Genomic DNA, 20,084 nt, shown 5'->3' with positions numbered 1-20,084 from the left:
GCTACCACCAGATTTTAAACCCTTCATACTCTTTTTCATTCATCAAATGCTTGATAACTTTATAGCCTTCTAAACGAATCAAACGACGATAGCTTACATTTCTACCTAAAGATCTATGCTTGATTGTTTCTTCTAACCGATCATGAAAAGCTTTTAAGAATTTTTGTTGCCCAGCTGGTTTCATATAACAAAAATTGGATTCTTTATCGAAATCTTTTTCTGTAATCATGTTTTTGTTCAGCAAAGAAAATATCAAACGATCTACAAGTAATGGCTTGAATACTTCTGCAATATCTAAAGACAAAGAAAAGCGTCTCTCACTAGCACTGTGAAGATAGCTGATTGTTGGATTCAACTGAGTCACATACAATTCACTTAAACACACCGTATACATAAAGGTATTCGCATAAGAAATCAGTGCGTTAATCATGTTATCTGGTGGTCTCTTTACTCTTTTTTTAAACTCTATTTTTTGATTGATAATGATTGGCCAACTAGAATAATAAATCTTCCGGATATTCCCCTCGATCCCCATTAATTCGTCTATTGCTTCCGTCTTGCAGATTTGTCGCTCCAGATGTCTTATCTCAGAAATAGAACTTTCTAAATCCTTACCACGTTGCTGATAATAACGCAAATTCCTCAAAATATTATGACAGGCGGCCTCAATGATTTTTTGGGCAATCAGCAAACGCTTTTGCTTTTCTGAGTAATATGTGACCTGTTGAATCAACAAATTTCCTGATACATGCTGCTCTCTTGGATAGAAAGTACCTGTATAATACCCATAATAGTTAAACAGATGAACAGGGATTTTCTTTTCAGATAAATAATTCAGGCACTTCGTATTCGTGTTTACTTCTCCAAACAAATAGATATCTCTGGTAGTTTCTATTTTTAAATCCTTAAAACGACCATCTTCAGCCGTTAATCGAACAACATTATCTTTACGTCTTAGTTCTCCACTGGAGAAAAGAAAATAGCTTTCCGGCATTTAGTACTCCTTTCTTTTTAAATAAAACAATATTCATAGTACGCGCATTTTTTACAAATCTTATTTTTGACTAACGGTTCTGGAATAGAAGAATCTGCAATTCGTTGAATATCTGTTAAAATCTTTGGAATCCTCTCTCTGTCTTTCTCAGACAAAATGACCTCTTTTCTGATTTTTAACTTAGGATAATCAAGAATTCCTTTTTCAACTTCTATGCCTTTCTGCTCTAAGTAATAGAGATAATACTTTACCTGCCACATTGCAGCTTCTTCCATTGCAGTACTTTTCTTAACTTCATGAAGAATTTGCCAATTCTGAATGAAATCCACTTGAATCGTTTCATCAATCAAAATATGCTTCTCTTCTCTGGAGTAACTCGTTTGATCTAAGACTTTCCCCAATTGCACATTTTCATTTCCAGATTCAAATTGAATATGATTGGCAAACAGCCATAGTTTTCTTCGGCAAATATAGTAATAAGAAAACATTGTTCCGGTAATTCTCATGAGAACACTCCTTTGGTTTAGAAAAAGTTGTCTTCTATTTCTACCTCTGTTAATTCATCTTTTTCTTTGTATTTTTTTAGTTGAACACCCCGTCGTTCATCGTAATCACATGAGAGTATATTTAAAGTTTCGTATTTGTTCAACATCTGTCTTTCCAACTGTTTCTCGTTCAACTCACGTAAAGGTAGATCTACCGAATAAGAAGCCAAGACTGTTCGAGCGTTCGTCTTTGCTCTTTTCAACTCTTTTTTCTCACTGTCTGTCATCTTACTATTTATTTTTTTAGCTAAAATTCCTTTATTTTCTTCTATAATTAAATGATTTTCCTCATAAACACATTTGGGAATACTGGTAATATTTTGAATATTTCTAAATATCTGTTGAACTTCTTTTTTCTCAAATTCAAAGTCATACAATGCATCCATATATGCTATATTCTGCACGATGTTTTCATAATAAGCACTATCCTTCAGTTTCTTAGAGGTATAATTTTCACCAATCAGTTCCGCCTTTTCTGATTCTGTGAGAACACCATTGCCCAACTGACAAAGTGCCTGCTTAGAAAGTTCAAAAATAAATGGATCAATTATTGGTCCTACTCCACTGCATACTCCATCACCTCCTGTATAAACGTAGCAATTCGGATATGCACTCATAGAAAGGGCTCTTTTTCTGTAACAACGACCCATACGTTGAAACAAACCATTCAAATCCGACAGCTCTGTAAATAGTAAATCGAAATCAATATCCAAAGAAGCTTCCACAATCTGCGTAGTGACCCAAATTCCAGATTCACTACTAGTCCTTTGACCCATCTGAAAAATTGCTGTTTCTTTCTTAGCTCGATCCTTTTTAATGAAGCGACTGTGGAGCAGATGGACATCCTGACCAAAATGTTCTGAAAGTTGGTCAAATATCTCCACTGCTTTGCGGACGGTATTACATATAACCAGTATCTTATTTTCTTTATACTGTTCTTTTATCTGCTTAATATTAATGGGTTCCTGACAGATGCTTAAAGAATGTCGAACGAATGAGTCATCTACGAATGGATGGTCCGGTTGTGTAAACTCTATTCCCTGTTTTCTCATTAATTCCAATAAGAAGCTGGGCAGTGTCGCAGTCAGAACCGCAAATTTCCCACCATATGACTGGATCGTACGTAAGCCTAAAATCAAATAGGACAACAAATCTGAAGAGTACATTTGGATTTCATCAATGATTACTTTAGAGTAGGATAATGTTGCGATTTTCATCTCTGACCCGGCATATTTGAAAACAAAATCAAAGAGCTGATCTAGTGTACAGATAGTTAGAGGCATAGATAGGCCTTTGGTTCTCTGAAAATATTCTTCTACCTCCCAGTCGAAGCTATGACCTTCCACGCCTTTTAAATAATGAGCATAGGTATCTGAATGTAGCATCCCCACCCTAGTTTGCTGATTTTCTTTTACAATGCTTGTTATTATACGTTGATAAATGGCATTGATTGCTGATTTTAATGGCAACGTAAAGAAACCTTTCCTGTTCCCCAGCCATAATAGACCTGCTTCTGTTTTCCCCATACCAGTCTGAGCTATTACAACAACATTCTCTTCCTGATGATTCAACATATATCGTTGCAGCTCGTTCCAATTGCTCCCAATGTTGCCTTTCTGCCAGTCCTTTAGCAAACCAGCCATAGAATCACTCAAGAAATCATTTGCTAGCTCTACCTTGTAATAACCACTGGCAGCGTAATCGAGACGATTCAATAATCCTTTCAGAAGGACAAAGTAGCGGAACGCTTCCGGATTATCCTCCTCCAAAAGTCTTCCGTCATCAAGATCGAAATAACGGCCGCTTACCGCCTTTACCCCATTCCTTTGGGAGAGCTTTAATGCAGCAAAATCAAAGTTTTCGATTTCACGTTTCAACAGCTCGATTTCATTTTTCAAATCGGTCTGGGCAAACTGCTCTAGCTTTCTTTCATGATGATAAGCAATGGCATGCACCATAGCAATTGTCAGGTTTTTCCCGTAAACATTTTTCCATTCTTTTGTAGCAATGAATGCTGTACTCAGTACACCATGAGGAATCTCTGATGGATCGTAGGGACCATGTAATTTTTTTTGAAATTTCGGTCCCATTTTTCCTAAATCATGACAACGACAAACGTCAAACAAGGCATTCCAAAGAATTTCTTCCTCTACAAACAGATCATCCTTATAAAAACTTCGTAAAATACTGAGATTATCTAATAAATTTTGTGTATGCTCTATGATTGTTTCCCCGTTAGATTTTGCCAGATACTCATTTTTATGCATGCTTCCTCCACCTCATCATATGGGAAATACTAAGAAACCATCCTCGTCAAAAAGTGCCGTACCTTCTTCAAGAACCTTCAAATTAGAGGCATAAACAACGGTTTTCTTTTCCCATCTTCTAAAATATCGGGGATTCTTAGCGCTACCAACATTCTCCAATGTATATTTTTTTGTCAGAATATAGCGCGTTCCTGGTGCAGGGCTGTATTTTTTTCGAATCGAATAATCCTCTTTAGCTCGAGCATTTTTATAAACTGTTTCCGGAATGTAATAGCTGTAGCCATGTTGAAAATGCGTATCCTCTTCGACCTCTTTGCTCTCCAACGAGACAACCTTTACTTCATCAATGATTGCGAGGTCTTCTCGCCTCCCAAGCGATGGATATTCTTTTGGAAGCAGTAAAGCACGCTGTATTTCCTCTAAGAGAGCCGGATTTTTTGGCACAATGTGAATGAGTAGCTCAACGTCGACAAGCAGCTCTGTTGTAGAAATCCCCTGTGATACACCGTAGTCGCCTACTTTGACGTTGTGGCGTCCCGCTTCATAGCTCATGCCATTTTTAAACTCATACCGAGTCGCCAAATCATTGGTTTTTGAAAAATATTTCCCCTGAACACCGATGTCCATCTCATGATATTCAGTATAGCCACAAAGCTTGTGTACCATCCCAATAACTGTGGAAAAGGGAGGCAGAGGATAGGTTTCTTTCAGTTGGAAGCTCATTGGCTTTTTGTAATTCACCATGTCTTGCAAAATCTTTACTCTAATGGCTTGTTGCATAATACTCAGTCACTTTCTTCGTCAGATCCGCAAAAAATTGAGGGACTGAAACAGTTTGAAGCTTCTCTTTGATTTCCCCGTCATTATCAAACTGACCATCTACGATCCCGATTTCTGTATCCATTTCAATTTCCGGATACCCTAAAACACCTTCGATTTTTGAGACAATGATTTTGTTCTCCTTGACATCTACTGCGTTTTGGAAGACTGGATTTTTCACATCGTAAAGTCCTCCAATAATGAACAACGGCTTTAAATCTTCCCTGCGTCCACGAATATCACGATACAAAAAGGCAATAGTATGGAGAAGTTGATTGACTCTTCTGGCTTTCTCTTCATTGGCTAATGTGATATCGTACACATCATCCATACCAATCTGCTCTAAATCCATTGTGATAGTATAGCGGTAATATGAACGGTGAATTTCTGCCTGCGCAATATTCATGTTTTCTGACAGCTTGTCTGCCTGACCTTTGTTCGTCAAAAAATCTAAGTCCCCTTTATAGGTTTCCAGAGAAATCGCATTGGATAAGCGCACTTTCGCCGAACGTTTCTTCCCGGAAGTCTTTTTCTCCGTTTTCAAATAGCCGAAGAAATCAATTTCAGGATAATCCGTAATCGTAGCACTTGGATCAAACTGAATGACTTTTTTCTCCCCACTTCCTTCAGCAACGACAGGAGCCGGTTTTTCACCAATTTGCTCCATCATATTGTATCTCAGCGCCTGACGTGAAATGTACGTATATTGTTCTCCCCTGTCTCTTGAGATTTTTTTCAATGCACTGATATTTCCTAATGACTCGCCATAATTTGCACTTTCTGCCTGAAAAATAATTGTTACTGCCAACCCTTTTGCTTTCATCTATTTTTCCTCCTCAGTTGTTTTTTCCGTTTTTCCAATGATTCCTGCCACAAAGCTATAACCGATCGTTTTAAAATTTTCATCACTTGAAAATACATCTAGTAATGTCTTTGGCACAGGCTTGTTGATATACGAATAACAATTCAATAAAACATCCATGAATCGATCTCTATTATTGATTTTTAGTGCACCTAGCATTTGATGAGCAATCGTGATCAATTTATTTTCATTAAATCGTGCACTGTACTCTGCCTTGAACTTCTCCCCTAAATGATTGACCCTCCATGAGATGTCTCCAGGCAATGTTTTCGTTTTTTCCTCTGTCATATGATTCAATCCTCCTAGAAAAATACTGTTTATCTCAATGATATTCCTGACATGAAATGGCTGATAATAGAGATTTCCTACATTTGTCAGCTTGAAATACAGCAGCTTATGAATCAGATAGAATAGATTTTCCTGATTAAACAGCGATTGCAGGACTAATTTATAGATCCTGAAATTGGTATTGATTTCCTTAAACCCTGTTGGGATCAACACTTCCAACTGCTTATTAGCCAGCTCAATCGTTCTTAAACTGTTGGTTGGTAAAATATTGAAGCGATAGGTTTCATTCTCATACCTGACTAACGTGACATCCTCCAATTGTTGCTTTTGCTCCTGCAGATCCTTCTTCTGTAAATTTTGAATGAGTGCACGATAAGGCGACACCTCCGAAATATTTTCACCGCCGGCATTTAACGTCTCATGCTTCAAGGTATAGTTCATTCTGTAAAGATCATCCAAATTTGTACTTGCATTGATAAACATCCCATCATTGTATACATAGGTAAAGCCTGCTGACACACAGGAATAGACAAGTTTGCACAACGGACAAACTGCTGTATCGTTAAAAGAATCCCAGACATGCCCTGCTTTTCTTGACACATCGAAACCCGTCGCATTTAAAAAGCTTACATCGTTTTTTAGGTCCTTAATTTTGCGGTTACAGTTGGCACAATGATATTTATACTTCGTTTGCTCCTCCTCATTTTCTTCCAAATATACTTTCGCCGGCTGAACAAAGGTTGCAGCATAATCTACGTACATATCAGGAATTTTGGTTTGTGGATTCAAAAAAGAAACACCATTCCAACCATTTTTTATCACTGTATAAATGACATTTTTCGCTGCCAAATATTTTTTCCCTTGAGAACTTTCACAAAAATCTATTGCTTCTTTGAGCTTTGGTAACTGCTCCTTTATCTCTTGGATAATCTCCGGCTTTTTATCGGCAAAGGTCTCTCCTTTTTTCATTTTCCCCACTGTCTTTATTTCCTTCTCTAATGCAAGAACATCGGTATCAGATGGAATCAATGAATAAGCCGCTTTATAACTGGCACTTTTCAAATAGTATTTCAGGATATCCTTTATATATTTATTGAGATTTTCCAAATCCGTTTCCGTAAACTGTTCAAAATCGTCTGATTCAAATTGAACAAGTCGTTGCTTATACGAAACGATCTTATGCCAAGACAGTAGCTTTTTATATGTTTTTATAAAATAAGCAAAATAAGCTTCTTCAAATCTATCCAGCTGGTTCAAATCGAAAACGATATGATCATACGCCAGTTCAACATTTTCTCTTCCCAGAACATTGACCAGACCTATCAAGCCTGCGTTGAATTGCCAATCGCCTAGATACAGACTAACTTTCCCTTCCACGACATCTCCTCCTTTCTACTGTAGCTCACACATCCCAAAGCCGCTTCCCGTAAGTGATCCAATGCCAGATTGCGCCAAATAATTCAGTAAATGCGGCTTTCCACTCAAGCTGAAACGCCCAAGCGAACATTCTACTTGGCGATCATAGAAACGGGCAACGGTCTTTTTCATGTTAATGGGCTCCAGCTTCAGTTCTTCAATATCATAGCGAATATAATCACCCAGAATCGGAACAAGACTGGACACCATGTTTCGTTTTAATATCTCTAAAAATTCAGGTGCTTCAAACGAATAGAACCAATCTTTATTAGTTTCTTTATTATGGTCCCTTACAACAATTGGAGACAGCGTTTTCAAAATTGCACAATCCTCTATTATTGATTGCTGCGGGACTCTGGAAACACTTTGAATTTTGACTGACAATCCATTTCCCCAATCCAATTTTTTAAACCTCAAACTTGTCAGGCAATTATACAGGTAGAAGGCTAACTCCGTATTCGCTGTAGAAATGTTAAGAATGAGTTTATTATCCTTCAGCTGAATTACGTTTTTTTGAAATACCGCTTGTCCGAAATAGGCTGAAAAAGTAAATTCCTTAAACTTATTGGACTCATACAACTCCTGATACTTTTCTTTATCCGTGGATTCTAATCCTTTTTTTATCATGGAAAGAATCTTCCTGCGATAATCTAGCGGGACTACCTGATCAGAAACGTCACAAACAATTTTAAATCGCAAAATATCTCCTCCTTTTTTACTATATAGTGTGTACAAATAGAGAATAGTTAAGTACAATAAATAGGAAAGTAAGTTTGCCTGTGCCTGAAACACAGACAAACTACACTTTTCAAATTTGTCATAGTAACCAAATTGGCGGATTGATTATAAAGTAGATTACATCAATGATAATTTGAAATAAATTGGCGTTTAATTCAATTGATGTAGTCTGCTTCTTTTCAGTTTTTGTATTGCTGTACAGAAAATGCATAGGTATCACTCCTTTCTACTATGCATTAATTGTAAATTATTCCAACCTTTAGTTCAAGATAATATTTTATTTTATCATTATATACAATTAGTAAAGCATAATACTAGCAATGGATGAAAGATATAAACTCTTATTTTATAGTACTCGTAGCACTTAACAACTAATCTCAACAATATATTAAGAAAGGGCCTGTGACATAAGTCATAGCTCTAAAAGCAAAAAACCTTATGAAACGACTGAAACCAGTTCATTTCATAAGGTTTTTTGGGTACAATAAAAGAGTACAGATTGCACTCCGTACTCTTCCCATTCTAATCCTCGAAAGGACTAAAATCATGCATACTTATTATAACATGAATCAACTAACTTTAGATATTACTACTTCCTATATTCCAAAAAAAGAGAATACGGCTTGGTTCATCAATGAACTAGTTGAATCGCTTCAAATCAGTGACCCTTATTTTTTTGGAAGACCTAGAGAATACGACTTAGCTGCTATGTTGAAATTAGTTTTATTTGCCTACACTCGTAGTGTGTTCAGTAGTCGTAAGATTGAACAACTGGCAGAAGAGAGCCTACCGGCTCGTTGGTTGACGCAAGAACAGCTGCCTTCTTATCGGACAATTGCTCGTTTTAGGGTTTCTGTCGAAATAGAGAACCTACTTACTAAAGGGCTGGATTCATTGGTCGATTATCTGCGGAAATGTCAATTGATTGATGACACAGTGTTTATTGATGGAACGAAAATTCTAGCCGATGCGAATAAATACAGCTTTGTCTGGAAAAAGAGCACCATTAAATTTGATCAGATGAATCGAGAGACCATTCTTCAGATGATGGCGGAATTGAAAGAAGCTTATCGAAACAAGCAAATCCCTGATGGTTCATCCCTCACGCTAGAGATGGTTGATGAAGTAATTACTCGAATGGAGCTACGTCTTGAAGAGCTAGAGGAGAAAGTGAAGGAGACCAAGAAGGTCTCTCCTAACCCAGCGAAACAAGAACGGCGGACACTAAAATCACAGAAACGTAAGTTGATAGAACGGCGTGAAAGGATGGTTGAACACCAAACTCGACTGTCTATTTGTGGTACTCGAAATAGTTATTCAAAAACAGATCATGAGGCTACTTTTATGCGAGTCAAAGAAGACCCGATGAGAAATGGTCAATTAAAACCTGCCTATAATTTACAAATTGCGACCTGTAACCAGTTTGTGTTAGGCTATGACGTTTATCAAAATCCAACAGACACAAAAACACTGATTCCATTGTTGGAAAGAATGAACATAGCTGAACAAGAGAAGACATACCTTGTAGCAGATGCCGGCTACGGTTCTGAAAGAAACTATCGTTATTTGGAGGATGAGTTATCGACACATACTGCATTGATCCCTTATGGGACAATGCGCAAAGAAAAAAGTCGTAAATGGCAAACGGATGAACGAAAAATAATAAACTGGATGTATCATGCAGAAGAAGACTATTACATTGACTCCAAAGGAGTTCGATTCAATTTTAATGCCTATCGAAAACGTCCTGATAAAGAGGGATTTGTACGAGATTTCAAAGAATATCAAGCAGAGAAGTATGATGAGAATAAACGGGTGATTCCAGAAGCATTGACTCGAAAAGGAAACAGAAGAAAGATTACGGTCAATCCTTCGTGGGAATATTTTAAGGCAAAACAAAGAGAATTGCTTTCAACTTCAGAAACAAGTAAGATTTACGCGCGTCGAAAGATTGATGTGGAGACTGTTTTTGGAAGTATGAAAGCTTGTTTAGGTTTCACACGATACCATGTTCGAGGATTGGCGAACGTCCGAAAGGAATCAGGCATCGTTGTCATGGCATTAAATATGATGAAACTGGCTGTTAGAGAGAAAAATAAAGGGCTAAAAATCAAAAAGAGAAGCGAACCAAAAAATTATTGGTTCTACAATATATTGTGTTGGTGGAAATTCCTAAAGGAAAACTCACCAGCATTTTTTTGAGTGTTCAAACACAAAAAAGGAACAACAAACTGATAAAATGAAATCGTCTAAAACCACAAATCATCAGAAAGGTTGTTCCTCTATGGATAAGAATACCAGATTATTGCTTGGACTAACAGATAAACATCTCTCCTTTGGAGAGAATTGGCTTGAATACAGTCATTCAAAAGGTGTTAAGGCTCAGGTCATCAAAGCAACACTTACGTATATACCTACACATTGTAGAAACTGTGGCATTAAAAATCAAGGACAGATCATCAAAAACGGTTACCATCGGACATATACTCAATTACCTGTTTTTAATGGTCGCTTGACATTATTGGAGCTGAAACGTTCACGCTTTCGTTGTCATGAGTGTCACGCTACTTTTCACGCTCAAACAGAGTTAGTTGAAGAGCATCATCATTTATCGAAGCAGCTCTGTCTCCAAATCATGCTTGATTTAAAGAAAAATGTTTCTAGGAAAGAGATTGCCCAAAAACATTTCGTTTCAGACGTGACGGTTCTTCGCTTAATGGAAGAGCTAGCTACTTCTTATTCTCCAAACTGGCGATTTCTTCCAAAAATTTTATGTATTGATGAATTCAAATCAATGAAATCTTGTGAAGGAGCAATGAGTTTTATTTGTGTTAATGGAGAAACCAACAAGATTCTTGAAGTCCTTGAAGACCGACGGTTAACACACTTAACCCGACACTTTATGCGTTACACAAAAGAAGCTCGAGAAAACGTAAAGTACCTGGTCATGGACATGAATGCGAGCTATGATCAATTACTCAAGTCTGTGTTTCCAAATGCCCAACTCGTCACTGACCGATTCCACATTGTCCAACAGATGAATCGAGCGTTAAATCAACTGCGGATAAAGACAATGAATGCCTTTCGGCATTCCTCACCGCTAGAACAGAAGCAATATCGTCGACTCAAACGGTATTGGAAGTTACTCTTAAAAGATTCCTCTGAACTTGATAGTCAACATCGTCCCTATCATTCACTGTTCAAACGTCCATTAACTCAAACAGATATTGTCGATGAATTACTCAGCTATGATTCAACCTTGCGCATTGCTTACGATACTGTTCAATTTCTCAAATATGCCTTTACTCATCGAGACGCCAAGCGTTTCTTTGAAGAACTTGATACACTAGATCCCCGACTGCCTTTCTGGTTCAAAAAGAAATTGAGATTCTTCAAGAAGCACAGACAAGGAATTACCAATGCTTTCAGTTTTTCTTTTTCTAATGGCATTACAGAAGGGTTGAACAACAAGATTAAGGTAATCAAACGAGTGGCTTATGGCTACCGCAATTTCTATCATTTTCGTTCACGTATTTACATTGTTCAAGGTCTTGTTTTTTCTCAAGATTAAAAGGAGGCTCACAACCAATATCTCTGCAGCTATAAAGGTAAATCGGGAATTAGTAGCTGTTATCCAAGTACATGTACAGCTACTTTGACTCGATTTAGGAATGGAATTGGCGCTTTTTGCCAAGTCGCTTCCGGCCAGCTGCCCAGATAATTGGCAGAAGTCCTCCTATTTCTAAAAAAGAACTTGAAACAAAACCAGAATGTCTCTGATTTTTATTCCAAGTTCTACGATTTTATTCAGTTTTTTGTCCTACCAACACAAATTGACATAGAACCAAATTATTTTACAATTTTTTGGTTCGCTTCTTTTTGATAGGCTCTCACAATGAGTTATGTCACAGCCCCTTTTTCCGCATACATGATGTCTAAATTAAATAAATCTTTCTAGTTAATGCAAATACAAGCAAATTCACATTACGCACTCGTGTAAATTAACTTCAATAATTTTAGCATTTCTTAGTTCCATTTTCCAATCTAATTTTTACTCGGTCATCTTTAAAATTGAGATAGATAAAACTAGCTATTTTATCTATCTCTTTTTCTTATTCTTCCCTCAACAAGCCCTTAAACAAGCCTATCGCAAAATCATTGGCATCGAATGGTTCCAAGTCGTTGATGCCTTCACCCAGTCCAACGAGCTTCACTGGCAAGTGCAGTTCATTACGGATCGCCAGAACGATCCCGCCTTTCGCTGTACCATCCAATTTAGTCAATACTAAGCCTGTAACATCGGTGGTTTCTTTGAACTGCTTCGCCTGCGCCATCGCATTTTGTCCGGTTGTTGCGTCGACAACTAACAGGACTTCATGAGGAGCATCAGGGAGCTCACGTTGAATCACTCGCTTGATTTTCTCAAGCTCGTTCATTAAGTTGACTTTGTTTTGCAGACGTCCTGCTGTATCAACTAGAAGGATGTCTGCTCCTTCGTCTTTGGCCCGAGCTACAGCATCAAAGACAACTGCAGCTGGATCGCCGCCTGCGTTGCCACGTACGACCTCTACACCGGCACGTTCGCCCCAGACAACTAACTGATCAATCGCTCCCGCACGGAAGGTATCAGCTGCTGCCAACAAGACTTTCTTGCCATCTTCTTTAAACTCATGTGCCAGCTTACCAATACTTGTTGTTTTTCCGACACCGTTCACACCAACGAACAGAATTACAGTCAATCCATTTGATTGGATGTTCAGTGCGTTGTTTTCATCGACACCTTCTGCTTCATAAAGATCGACCATTTTTTCAATGATTGCATTTTGAACTTCTGCAGTCTTCTTCACATTGCGTAATTTTACTTCTTGTCTCAGCTCTTCGGTGATTTTGATTGCTGTTTCAAAACCTACATCAGCACCAATCAGCGTTTCTTCCAGCTCTTCAAAAAAGTCTTCATCCACACTACGGAAATTTGCCATCAGCTCGTTGAACCGTTGAGAAAAGGTTTTTCTAGTTTTTTCCAAGCCCTTTTCATATTTCTTCTGTTTCTCTTTTTCTGGTTCGAGGGTTGGCGCTGTTTCTTCTATAATTGGTTCTGGTGTTACAGCGATTTCTACCTCTGATTCAGCAGCCGCTTCTACTTCCAGCTCAGGGGTCTCTTCTTGTTTTTGTATTTCATCCTCAACAGGTACAATTGGCGTTTCTTGAGCCACAGTATCGACACTACTGTCCTCTTCCTGCTCTGTCGGGACTTCTTCTACTAGCTGCTCTTGTTCCTGCTCAGCCTGTTTATCGGCTTTGAAGGCTTTTTTTATTCGATCAAAAAATCCCATTAGTCTGCTCCCTCCAGCGGTTTCAATACATATTCTTTTACTGCTTCGGCTACACCGGACTGGTCATTATTTTTCGTAATGACATCCGCCGCTTTTTTGACCATTTCCACCGCATTCTCCATAGCAACACCGATTCCAGCATATTCGATCATAGGCAAATCATTTTCTTCATCACCGATCGTCATCACTTCTTCTTGCTTAATCGCCAAATCTCTTGCTAACAGCGAAATACCATACGCTTTCGTGATCCCTTTTGGCATAAATTCCAAAAGATTGCTACGCGTTTTAATTACCTCATAGCGTTCATAAAACTCAGCCGGAATTTTCTTGATCTGTTCATCCAAATATTCCTCATCGATAGCAACAACTGCTTTGTTGTAAATACGATCTGCAGCCATCTCTGTCAATACTATTGGTTCAAATGTCAGCAAATTATTCAGTCGCCCATAAATAGATGGGTATTCTTCTGATGTTGGCAAATGGAGGACTGTTCCTTCGGATAACACATCCAAAGGAATATTCAATGATACCGCCAGTTCATAAAGCTCATGGATATGTTCCAGAGGCATCAGCGCCTTTTCAATAATCTCACCTGTATCATTTTTTTGTACCAAGCCGCCATTGAATGTAATACTGTAGTCGCCTGGTTCATTCAACCCCAATTCATCCAAATAACCAACAATAGCTGCTAGAGGACGACCTGTACAAATCACGATTTTGACTCCTTGTTCTTTTGCCAAACTCAGTGTTTTTTTATCTTTATCACTGATTTGCTTTTGACTATTCAGCAAGGTACCATCCAAATCGATTGCAACCAATTTTATCATCTTTGTTCCTCCTGTTTTCTATGCACTGGTGGAAATTGCTCCGACTTCATTCACGTCATCCAAACGAACGGAAACAATCTTAGATACACCGGACTCCTGCATCGTTACTCCATACAATACATCTGCCGCTTCCATCGTTCCTTTACGGTGTGTCACCACAATAAACTGTGTCTCATCTTCAAACTCACTAAGATAGTGACCGAATCGGGAAACATTCGCATCATCCAATGCTGCCTCTACCTCGTCTAAAATACAGAAGGGTACAGGTCGAACGCGAATAATCGAAAACAGTAGCGCAATAGCTGTTAACGCCCGTTCTCCCCCAGATAGCAGACTTAGACTTTGAAGTTTTTTCCCTGGTGGCTGTGCTTCGATCTCAATCCCGGTATTCAGTAAATCATCTGGGTTCGTCAATACCAATTCTGCTCGTCCACCACCAAACATATTGGGGAAGACGGCTTTGAACTGTCCTCGAATCGCTTCAAATACCTCGCTGAACCGCAGTTTAACCTCCTGATCCATTTCTTCCATCGTTTCAAACAACTGATCCTTGGCTTCCAACAGATCATCCCTTTGCGTTACCAAGAATACATGTCGCTCATTTACCTGCTCATATTGCTCGATTGCATTCAGATTGACTGGCCCTAATCGCTCAATACTACGCTTCAATTGTTTAACCTCGATTTTTGCGTCGTCCGCTTCAATTGCCAACTGATAATCAGCCTGTGCCTTTTCATAGGTCAGGTTGTATTCTTCCTGTAGATACTGCAAAGAATTATCCAGTTTGATTTCTGAACGGTTTTTTACGACCTCGAGCTGAGTTTGCTGCGTCAGTAATTGCTGTTGCTGTTTATGCTCATCGGTCAGACTATTATCCAATCGATCGACTTGCTGTTGCAATCCTTGACGTTTTTCTTTCCCTTGTTGAATCATTTCTTCCAATTCAGTTCGTTTCGTAGCAAACTGCTCTAATTGAACAGCCAAGCCTTCTTCTGTGACCTGATGATCCGTAGAATGATCATTCAGCTGCTGCAACTGCTGCTTTAAACTACTTTCCTTCAACAATACTTCATCCAACTGAGACTGTTTATCGGAAATCTGGTTTTCTAAATGTGATAGCTGCTCACCGAGTACGGCCCATTCTGCCTGCAGCTTATTCAAACGCTCCTGTGCGTTTGCCTTATAGGTTTCCATTTGACTGGCTTCCTGATCGATTTGCTGCATCTCACGGTCTAGCCGCTCTTTCGTCACATCCAGTTCTTTTTGCTGCTGTTCCAACTGCTGATGCTTCTCTTGATACTCTTCTAAAAACTGATGCAGCTCCCGACTTTCAAACTCGAACAATCGTTTTTCCTTCGTCAGTCGATTCACTGCTTCTTCTTTATTTGCTCGTTTATTAACCAGCTCCTGCTGGTCCAAACGACTTTGCTCGCCTTTTGAACGCAACGCTTCCAGTTCTTCCGTTGTTTCTTTGACTTGCTCCGTCAATTGGCGTACATGATTTTCACTTTCTGACAGTTGAGCTTCCAATCGTTCTAACTGTTCCGTTAAGGTTTGAAGCTCCTGCGTTTGAGAAAACAGGCTGCCCTGATTGCCTTTTCTTGTCGCTCCACCGGTCATTGAACCACCCGGATTCATCACATCTCCATCTAAAGAAACTATGCGATATTGGTAGTTAATTAGTTTGGCCAACTGATTGGCACTTGCTAAATCACGTGCTAACACAGTCACACCCAACAGGTTCTGTATCACCGGACTGATATTCCCCGGATACTGGATCAACTCGCTGGCAACTCCCACAAAGCCATCGACTGTATTCACTCGTTCCCTGATAGCCGTGGATAGCTGTCGTGGTTTGATTGTAGTCAGCGGTAGGAAGGTTGCACGTCCACTATGCTGTTGCTTCAAAAAAGTAATCGCTGAACGCCCATCTGCTTCGTTTTCCACAATCACGTGCTGCGCCGCGCCCCCCAAAGCAGTTTCCACAGCCAGTGTGAATTCTTTGGGCACCTCGATCAATTCTGCCACTGCACCGACAATCCCGCTCAACTGATCCTTTTGCTTAAGAACTGCCCGAACCCCTTGATAGAATCCGGCGTAGTTCTCTTGAATCTCCTGCAAGCTCTTTCGTCTCGCCTTGACCTGCTGAACTTGATTCATCGTCTGATACATTTGTTTCTGCTTAACAGACTGCTCTTGTTGTTGTTTTTCCAATCGCTGTTTGGCAGCCGTATAATTGGTTCGTTGTTGTTCTAGCTGCTGCTCTGATTTTTCCAGTTGTTCTTCCAGCGTTTTCTGTTCTTGTTGCGCTGCGGAAAGTTGCTCTTCTAGGCTCTCATGCTTTTCCACCGCTTGTTTATTTTTTGCTGTTTCTTGCTGATACTGGCGCTCTAGGTATTTCAGTTCATTCGCTGTATTAGCTTGCTCCTGCATTACTTCCACATAATCACTGCGTAGCTCTTCCAATAATTCCTTTGACGATTTGCTGTACTTTTCTACTTCCAGCTCCGCTTCTTTGATAGCTGTGGATAGCTGTACTTTTTCCTGCTCTTTTTGTGCACGCTTCTCTTTTAGCTGCAGAAGCTCTGTACGATAAGACTGAATCTTTTCAGCGGTTTCTGTCAAGCTTTCCTGATATTCTGCTGTTGACTGCATGGTATGCTTAGAGCGCTCGATCAACACTTGTTTTTGACCTTCCGTTTGCTTCAACGCTTCAGTTACTTGTAACAGTTGTGCTTGTTGTTGTTCCAGCTGTTCATCCAGTTTATTTCGTTGGCTTCTTAGCTGCAATAGCTGATCCTCCGAATGATGAATTCGCTGACTGATTTCTGCCAACTCGGCTTCGACAGCCGACAATTCCTGTGCCTTTGTTTCCCAAATTATTTTCGTCTGTTCGATTTCAGAAACAGTCAAGCTGACATCGATTTCTGTCAATTTCTTTTTGAGTGCCAAAAACTCCTTCGCCGCTTCGCTTTGGGCAGCCAGAGGAGTAAGCTGGTCTTCTAGCTCATAAATGATATCCTGCACACGATTCAGATTGTCTTCTGTTTCAAACAACTTCTGTTCCGCTTTTTTCTTTCGCTGCTTATATTTAAGTACGCCGGCTGCTTCTTCAAAAATACCGCGACGGTCTTCTGGTTTACTATTAAAAATCGCTTCGACCTTCCCTTGAGAGATGATTGAAAAAGACTCTTTCCCTAATCCGGAATCCATAAACAGCTCTTGGATATCCTTCAAACGGCAGCCTTGTTTGTTGATAAAGAAATCACTCTCTCCAGTTCTGCGATAGCGCCTTGTCACACTGATTTCTGAAAAATCCAAAGGAAGATAATGATCCTTGTTATCCAGCACCACAGTTACCTCTGCAATATTCAACGGCTTACGACCTTCCGATCCGGCAAAAATAATATCCGGCATCTTCCCGCCCCGCAAACTTTTTGCAGATTGCTCACCTAAAACCCAGCGAACGGCTTCAGTAATATTACTTTTTCCGCTGCCGTTAGGCCCTACGACGGCAGTCACGCCATTCTCAAATTCTATTACTGTCCGATCTGCAAAGGATTTAAACCCTGCGATCTCGATACGTTTTAAAAACAAGAATAATACTCCTTTCGATTATAAAAGCTAAGTGAATTTGAACAGCTCACAAGCAATAAGAACAGGTGTCTTCATGATGCTCTTTATCATGCAGACAGCTGGGCTTATTGCCGACTGAGCTAATTCACTAAGCTAGATAGATATAAAAGCTGAACGAACTCGATCAGACTTTGAGTAAATTAGGAAATCTGAGTAAGTCATCTACAAATGGCTTACCTCAGATTTATCTATTTACCGACAAGTCTAGTTCGTTTAGCTAGATAAGTATAAAAGCTAAGTGAATTTGAACAGCTCACAAGCAATAAGAACAGGTGTCTTCATGATGCTCTTTATCATGCAGACAGCTGGACTTATTGCCGATTGAGCTAATTCACTAAGCTAGATAGATATAAAAGCTGAACGAGCTTGATCAGACTTTGAGTAAATTAGGAAGAGGTTGGGACAGAAGTGTTCAGCTTCAAGCAATAAGACGGAATTCACGAAAATTGCATCCCAAATTTTTGTTGAATTTCGACTTATTGTCGAAGAGCCTTGAAACACAGTGGTTTACCACTGATGTTGAGCGGACATCGACGCAGTTCGCTGCTAGTAGTTGCTTCTGTTCCACCGTTTATTCGGTTTTAGATATATAGAGGAGTGTGGGATTGAGTTCTGTCCCACACTCTTATCTATTTACCGACAAGTCTAATTCACTAAGCCAGATAAGTTATAAAAGCTAAGGAAGTCGTTCAGCTCTCGAGCGATATAGAAAATTGACCTTGTGATGCTTGTTACCACTAGCGACAGTTATCCTCTCGAACAGCTAATTCTACTTTCTCTCCAGCGCTTATTACTCTTCCGAGAATTGTTTCAATGCTCGTTCTGCAGCATCTTGCTCGGCCAGCTTTTTTGATTTTCCCTGCCCGGTTCCAATCAGCGCATCATTTAAAAAGACTTCAATGTAGAAAATCCGATCATGAGCCGGACCTTCTTCTTTGACTAAACGATACTCGATCGATACATCTCCTTTACGCTGCAGAACCTCCTGCAGTTTGGTTTTGTGATCCATCTCATGTGAAAAAGCACCCGCATCAATTTTGGGAAAAATGATTTTTGATACAAACTCTCTGACAGCTTCCAATTGCTGATCAAGGTACAAGGCACCTAAAAATGCCTCGAATACATCGCAGAGCAATGCTGGACGTGTCCGACCACTAGAATTTTCTTCTCCTTTGCCCAAAAGAATATATTGGTCAAAATGACACTCTTTGGCAAACTTGGATAAGCTGTCTTCACGTACAATCGCTGCACGCATTTTTGTCAGCTTTCCCTCTGACAGTTCTGGAAAATTACGATATAAATACTGGGAGACCAAAAGCTCCAGTACCGCGTCTCCAAGAAACTCTAAGCGTTCGTTATCAGATAGTTTCAGGTAGCGATGCTCATTCACATAGGATGAATGTGTAAAAGCCTGTTCCAATAAATTGACATCATGGAACACAATGCCATAACATTCTTTTAGTTCACTTATTAACTGGTTGTCCATTCGCCACATTCCTTTAAGTTTATTTGCAACCTTCTCTATTATACTTTTTTTACAGGAAATTTAAAAGGTTGTCCTCCGATGTAATCGAAAAGCTGAATAAACTTGCCCAGCTCTCGAGCAATAAGCCAAAACTGACATGTGGTGTTCTTTACCACAAAACATGTTTTGGCTTATTGTTGAAAGGAGCTAGTTCATAAAGCTAGACAACTAGAAAAGCTAATAAAGTTGGGTAGCTCCCGAGCGATATAGGAAACTGCCCTTGTGGTGCTCTTTACCACGAGGGCAATTTATCTTATCGTCGACTGAGCTGACGTTTAAAACTAGACAAATAAAAAAGCTGAATGAACTGGTTCAGCTAAACAAAAAAAGAAGCCAGGATTACTCCCAACCTCTTCTCTCAATTTTAAACCTGAATAAACGACGGAACAACACATGTTCTTCTCTTACAGCCCTTGCGTCCGTTCAGATCTGAGCACGGCTATTCTGCCTCTTTTTTGTCCTATCAATTATAAGTTGTTTACTATATAATCTACAGCGGCACCCACGGTTTCAATTTTCTCTGCATCTTCATCAGAAATCTCAGTTCCAAACTCATCTTCCAACTCTAAAACAAATTCCATCACACTGATTGAATCTGCATTCAGGTCATCTTTAATATTCAGTTGATCAGTTACATTCTCAGCATCAATATCAAAGTGATTTGAGATAATATTCGCTACTTTCTGCAAAACTTCTTCACGAGTCAACTGTCTTCACCTCCACTGCTTTAAAAACATTAATCATAAAAAGACTTAAGCGCTATGGTACATTTTACTCAGAAAATCCACTTTTGTCTACTTTTTTTTCAAATTTGTTACAGACTGGTTGCAATTC

At 39.3% G+C, this 20,084-nt stretch carries 13 protein-coding genes and 1 pseudogene; 2 read left to right on the top strand and 12 right to left on the bottom strand.

Annotated elements, in window-relative coordinates; all coding sequences use genetic code 11:
- Position 1: 1 nt before the first annotated feature.
- Genes cas1b through cas6 form a run of 7 tightly spaced genes read right to left on the bottom strand, consistent with a single transcriptional unit; the run spans position 2 to position 7,890 of the window.
- Positions 2-994: a type I-B CRISPR-associated endonuclease Cas1b gene (cas1b, locus tag A5888_RS13720; protein WP_086348596.1), complete on the bottom strand. Its 993-nt coding sequence runs from the start codon at positions 992-994 to the stop codon at positions 2-4.
- Between the two features lie 17 nt (positions 995-1,011).
- Positions 1,012-1,500 carry a CRISPR-associated protein Cas4 gene (gene cas4, locus A5888_RS13715; protein WP_339101658.1) on the bottom strand — a complete coding sequence of 163 codons (489 nt, stop codon included), beginning with the start codon at positions 1,498-1,500 and terminating at the stop codon, positions 1,012-1,014.
- A 17-nt stretch (positions 1,501-1,517) separates the two neighbouring features.
- Positions 1,518-3,806, bottom strand: coding sequence for a CRISPR-associated helicase Cas3' (gene cas3, locus A5888_RS13710; RefSeq protein WP_339101657.1), 2,289 nt, complete (start codon positions 3,804-3,806; stop codon positions 1,518-1,520).
- A gap of 15 nt (positions 3,807-3,821) precedes the next feature.
- Complete coding sequence (gene cas5b, locus A5888_RS13705) at positions 3,822-4,550, bottom strand: type I-B CRISPR-associated protein Cas5b (protein ID WP_249274468.1); 729 nt, start codon at positions 4,548-4,550, stop codon at positions 3,822-3,824.
- Positions 4,551-4,569: 19 nt separating this feature from the next.
- Positions 4,570-5,448 (bottom strand): type I-B CRISPR-associated protein Cas7/Cst2/DevR, encoded by an 879-nt coding sequence (cas7i, locus tag A5888_RS13700; protein ID WP_086348590.1) that lies wholly within the window; start codon positions 5,446-5,448, stop codon positions 4,570-4,572.
- Positions 5,449-7,152: a type I-B CRISPR-associated protein Cas8b1/Cst1 gene (cas8a1, locus tag A5888_RS13695; protein ID WP_086348589.1), complete on the bottom strand. Its 1,704-nt coding sequence runs from the start codon at positions 7,150-7,152 to the stop codon at positions 5,449-5,451.
- Positions 7,153-7,167: 15 nt separating this feature from the next.
- Positions 7,168-7,890: a CRISPR-associated endoribonuclease Cas6 gene (gene cas6 / locus A5888_RS13690; RefSeq protein ID WP_086348588.1), complete on the bottom strand. Its 723-nt coding sequence runs from the start codon at positions 7,888-7,890 to the stop codon at positions 7,168-7,170.
- A gap of 585 nt (positions 7,891-8,475) precedes the next feature.
- Between cas6 and A5888_RS13685 the strand changes: the two are divergent.
- Together A5888_RS13685 and A5888_RS13680 are read left to right on the top strand one after the other, a co-directional pair.
- Positions 8,476-10,050: pseudogene (locus tag A5888_RS13685) on the top strand (IS1182 family transposase); the annotation flags it as partial.
- A gap of 163 nt (positions 10,051-10,213) precedes the next feature.
- Positions 10,214-11,500 (top strand): ISL3 family transposase, encoded by a 1,287-nt coding sequence (locus A5888_RS13680; RefSeq protein WP_086347253.1) that lies wholly within the window; start codon positions 10,214-10,216, stop codon positions 11,498-11,500.
- Positions 11,501-12,041: 541 nt separating this feature from the next.
- Here A5888_RS13680 and ftsY read toward each other — a convergent pair.
- The 5 genes from ftsY to acpP form a co-directional block, all read right to left on the bottom strand.
- A complete protein-coding gene (gene ftsY / locus A5888_RS13675; RefSeq protein WP_086348587.1) occupies positions 12,042-13,262 on the bottom strand; it encodes a signal recognition particle-docking protein FtsY in 1,221 nt (406 codons plus the stop codon).
- Positions 13,262-14,089: a Cof-type HAD-IIB family hydrolase gene (locus A5888_RS13670; protein WP_086348586.1), complete on the bottom strand. Its 828-nt coding sequence runs from the start codon at positions 14,087-14,089 to the stop codon at positions 13,262-13,264. The genes ftsY and A5888_RS13670 overlap by 1 nt, the downstream gene beginning before the upstream one ends.
- Before the next feature lie 18 nt (positions 14,090-14,107).
- A complete protein-coding gene (gene smc, locus A5888_RS13665) occupies positions 14,108-17,686 on the bottom strand; it encodes a chromosome segregation protein SMC (protein ID WP_086348585.1) in 3,579 nt (1,192 codons plus the stop codon).
- An 829-nt stretch (positions 17,687-18,515) separates the two neighbouring features.
- The gene (gene rnc, locus A5888_RS13660) at positions 18,516-19,211 is read right to left on the bottom strand and encodes a ribonuclease III (protein WP_086348584.1); all 696 of its coding nucleotides are present in this window, start codon (positions 19,209-19,211) and stop codon (positions 18,516-18,518) included.
- 506 nt (positions 19,212-19,717) lie between these two features.
- Positions 19,718-19,957 carry an acyl carrier protein gene (gene acpP, locus A5888_RS13655; protein WP_086348583.1) on the bottom strand — a complete coding sequence of 80 codons (240 nt, stop codon included), beginning with the start codon at positions 19,955-19,957 and terminating at the stop codon, positions 19,718-19,720.
- Positions 19,958-20,084: the final 127 nt, after the last annotated feature.

Origin of the sequence: Enterococcus sp. 9E7_DIV0242 (assembly GCF_002140975.2) — a bacterium.
Classification (GTDB): domain Bacteria; phylum Bacillota; class Bacilli; order Lactobacillales; family Enterococcaceae; genus Enterococcus_L; species Enterococcus_L clewellii.
Note: the sequence above shows the minus strand (reverse complement) of the source record. Positions and strands in the feature narration are given on the sequence as shown.

What these genes read in the sequence shown, in the direction of transcription:
- cas5b (WP_249274468.1), bottom strand. Translation starts at nt 4,550, where the DNA reads ATGGTGAATTACAAAAAGCCAATGAGCTTCCAACTGAAAGAAACCTAT.
- A5888_RS13670 (WP_086348586.1), bottom strand. Translation starts at nt 14,089, where the DNA reads ATGATAAAATTGGTTGCAATCGATTTGGATGGTACCTTGCTGAATAGT.
- A5888_RS13680 (WP_086347253.1), top strand. Translation starts at nt 10,214, where the DNA reads ATGGATAAGAATACCAGATTATTGCTTGGACTAACAGATAAACATCTC.
- cas7i (WP_086348590.1), bottom strand. Translation starts at nt 5,448, where the DNA reads ATGAAAGCAAAAGGGTTGGCAGTAACAATTATTTTTCAGGCAGAAAGT.
- ftsY (WP_086348587.1), bottom strand. Translation starts at nt 13,262, where the DNA reads ATGGGATTTTTTGATCGAATAAAAAAAGCCTTCAAAGCCGATAAACAG.
- cas1b (WP_086348596.1), bottom strand. Translation starts at nt 994, where the DNA reads ATGCCGGAAAGCTATTTTCTTTTCTCCAGTGGAGAACTAAGACGTAAA.
- rnc (WP_086348584.1), bottom strand. Translation starts at nt 19,211, where the DNA reads ATGGACAACCAGTTAATAAGTGAACTAAAAGAATGTTATGGCATTGTG.
- cas4 (WP_339101658.1), bottom strand. Translation starts at nt 1,500, where the DNA reads ATGAGAATTACCGGAACAATGTTTTCTTATTACTATATTTGCCGAAGA.
- cas3 (WP_339101657.1), bottom strand. Translation starts at nt 3,806, where the DNA reads ATGCATAAAAATGAGTATCTGGCAAAATCTAACGGGGAAACAATCATA.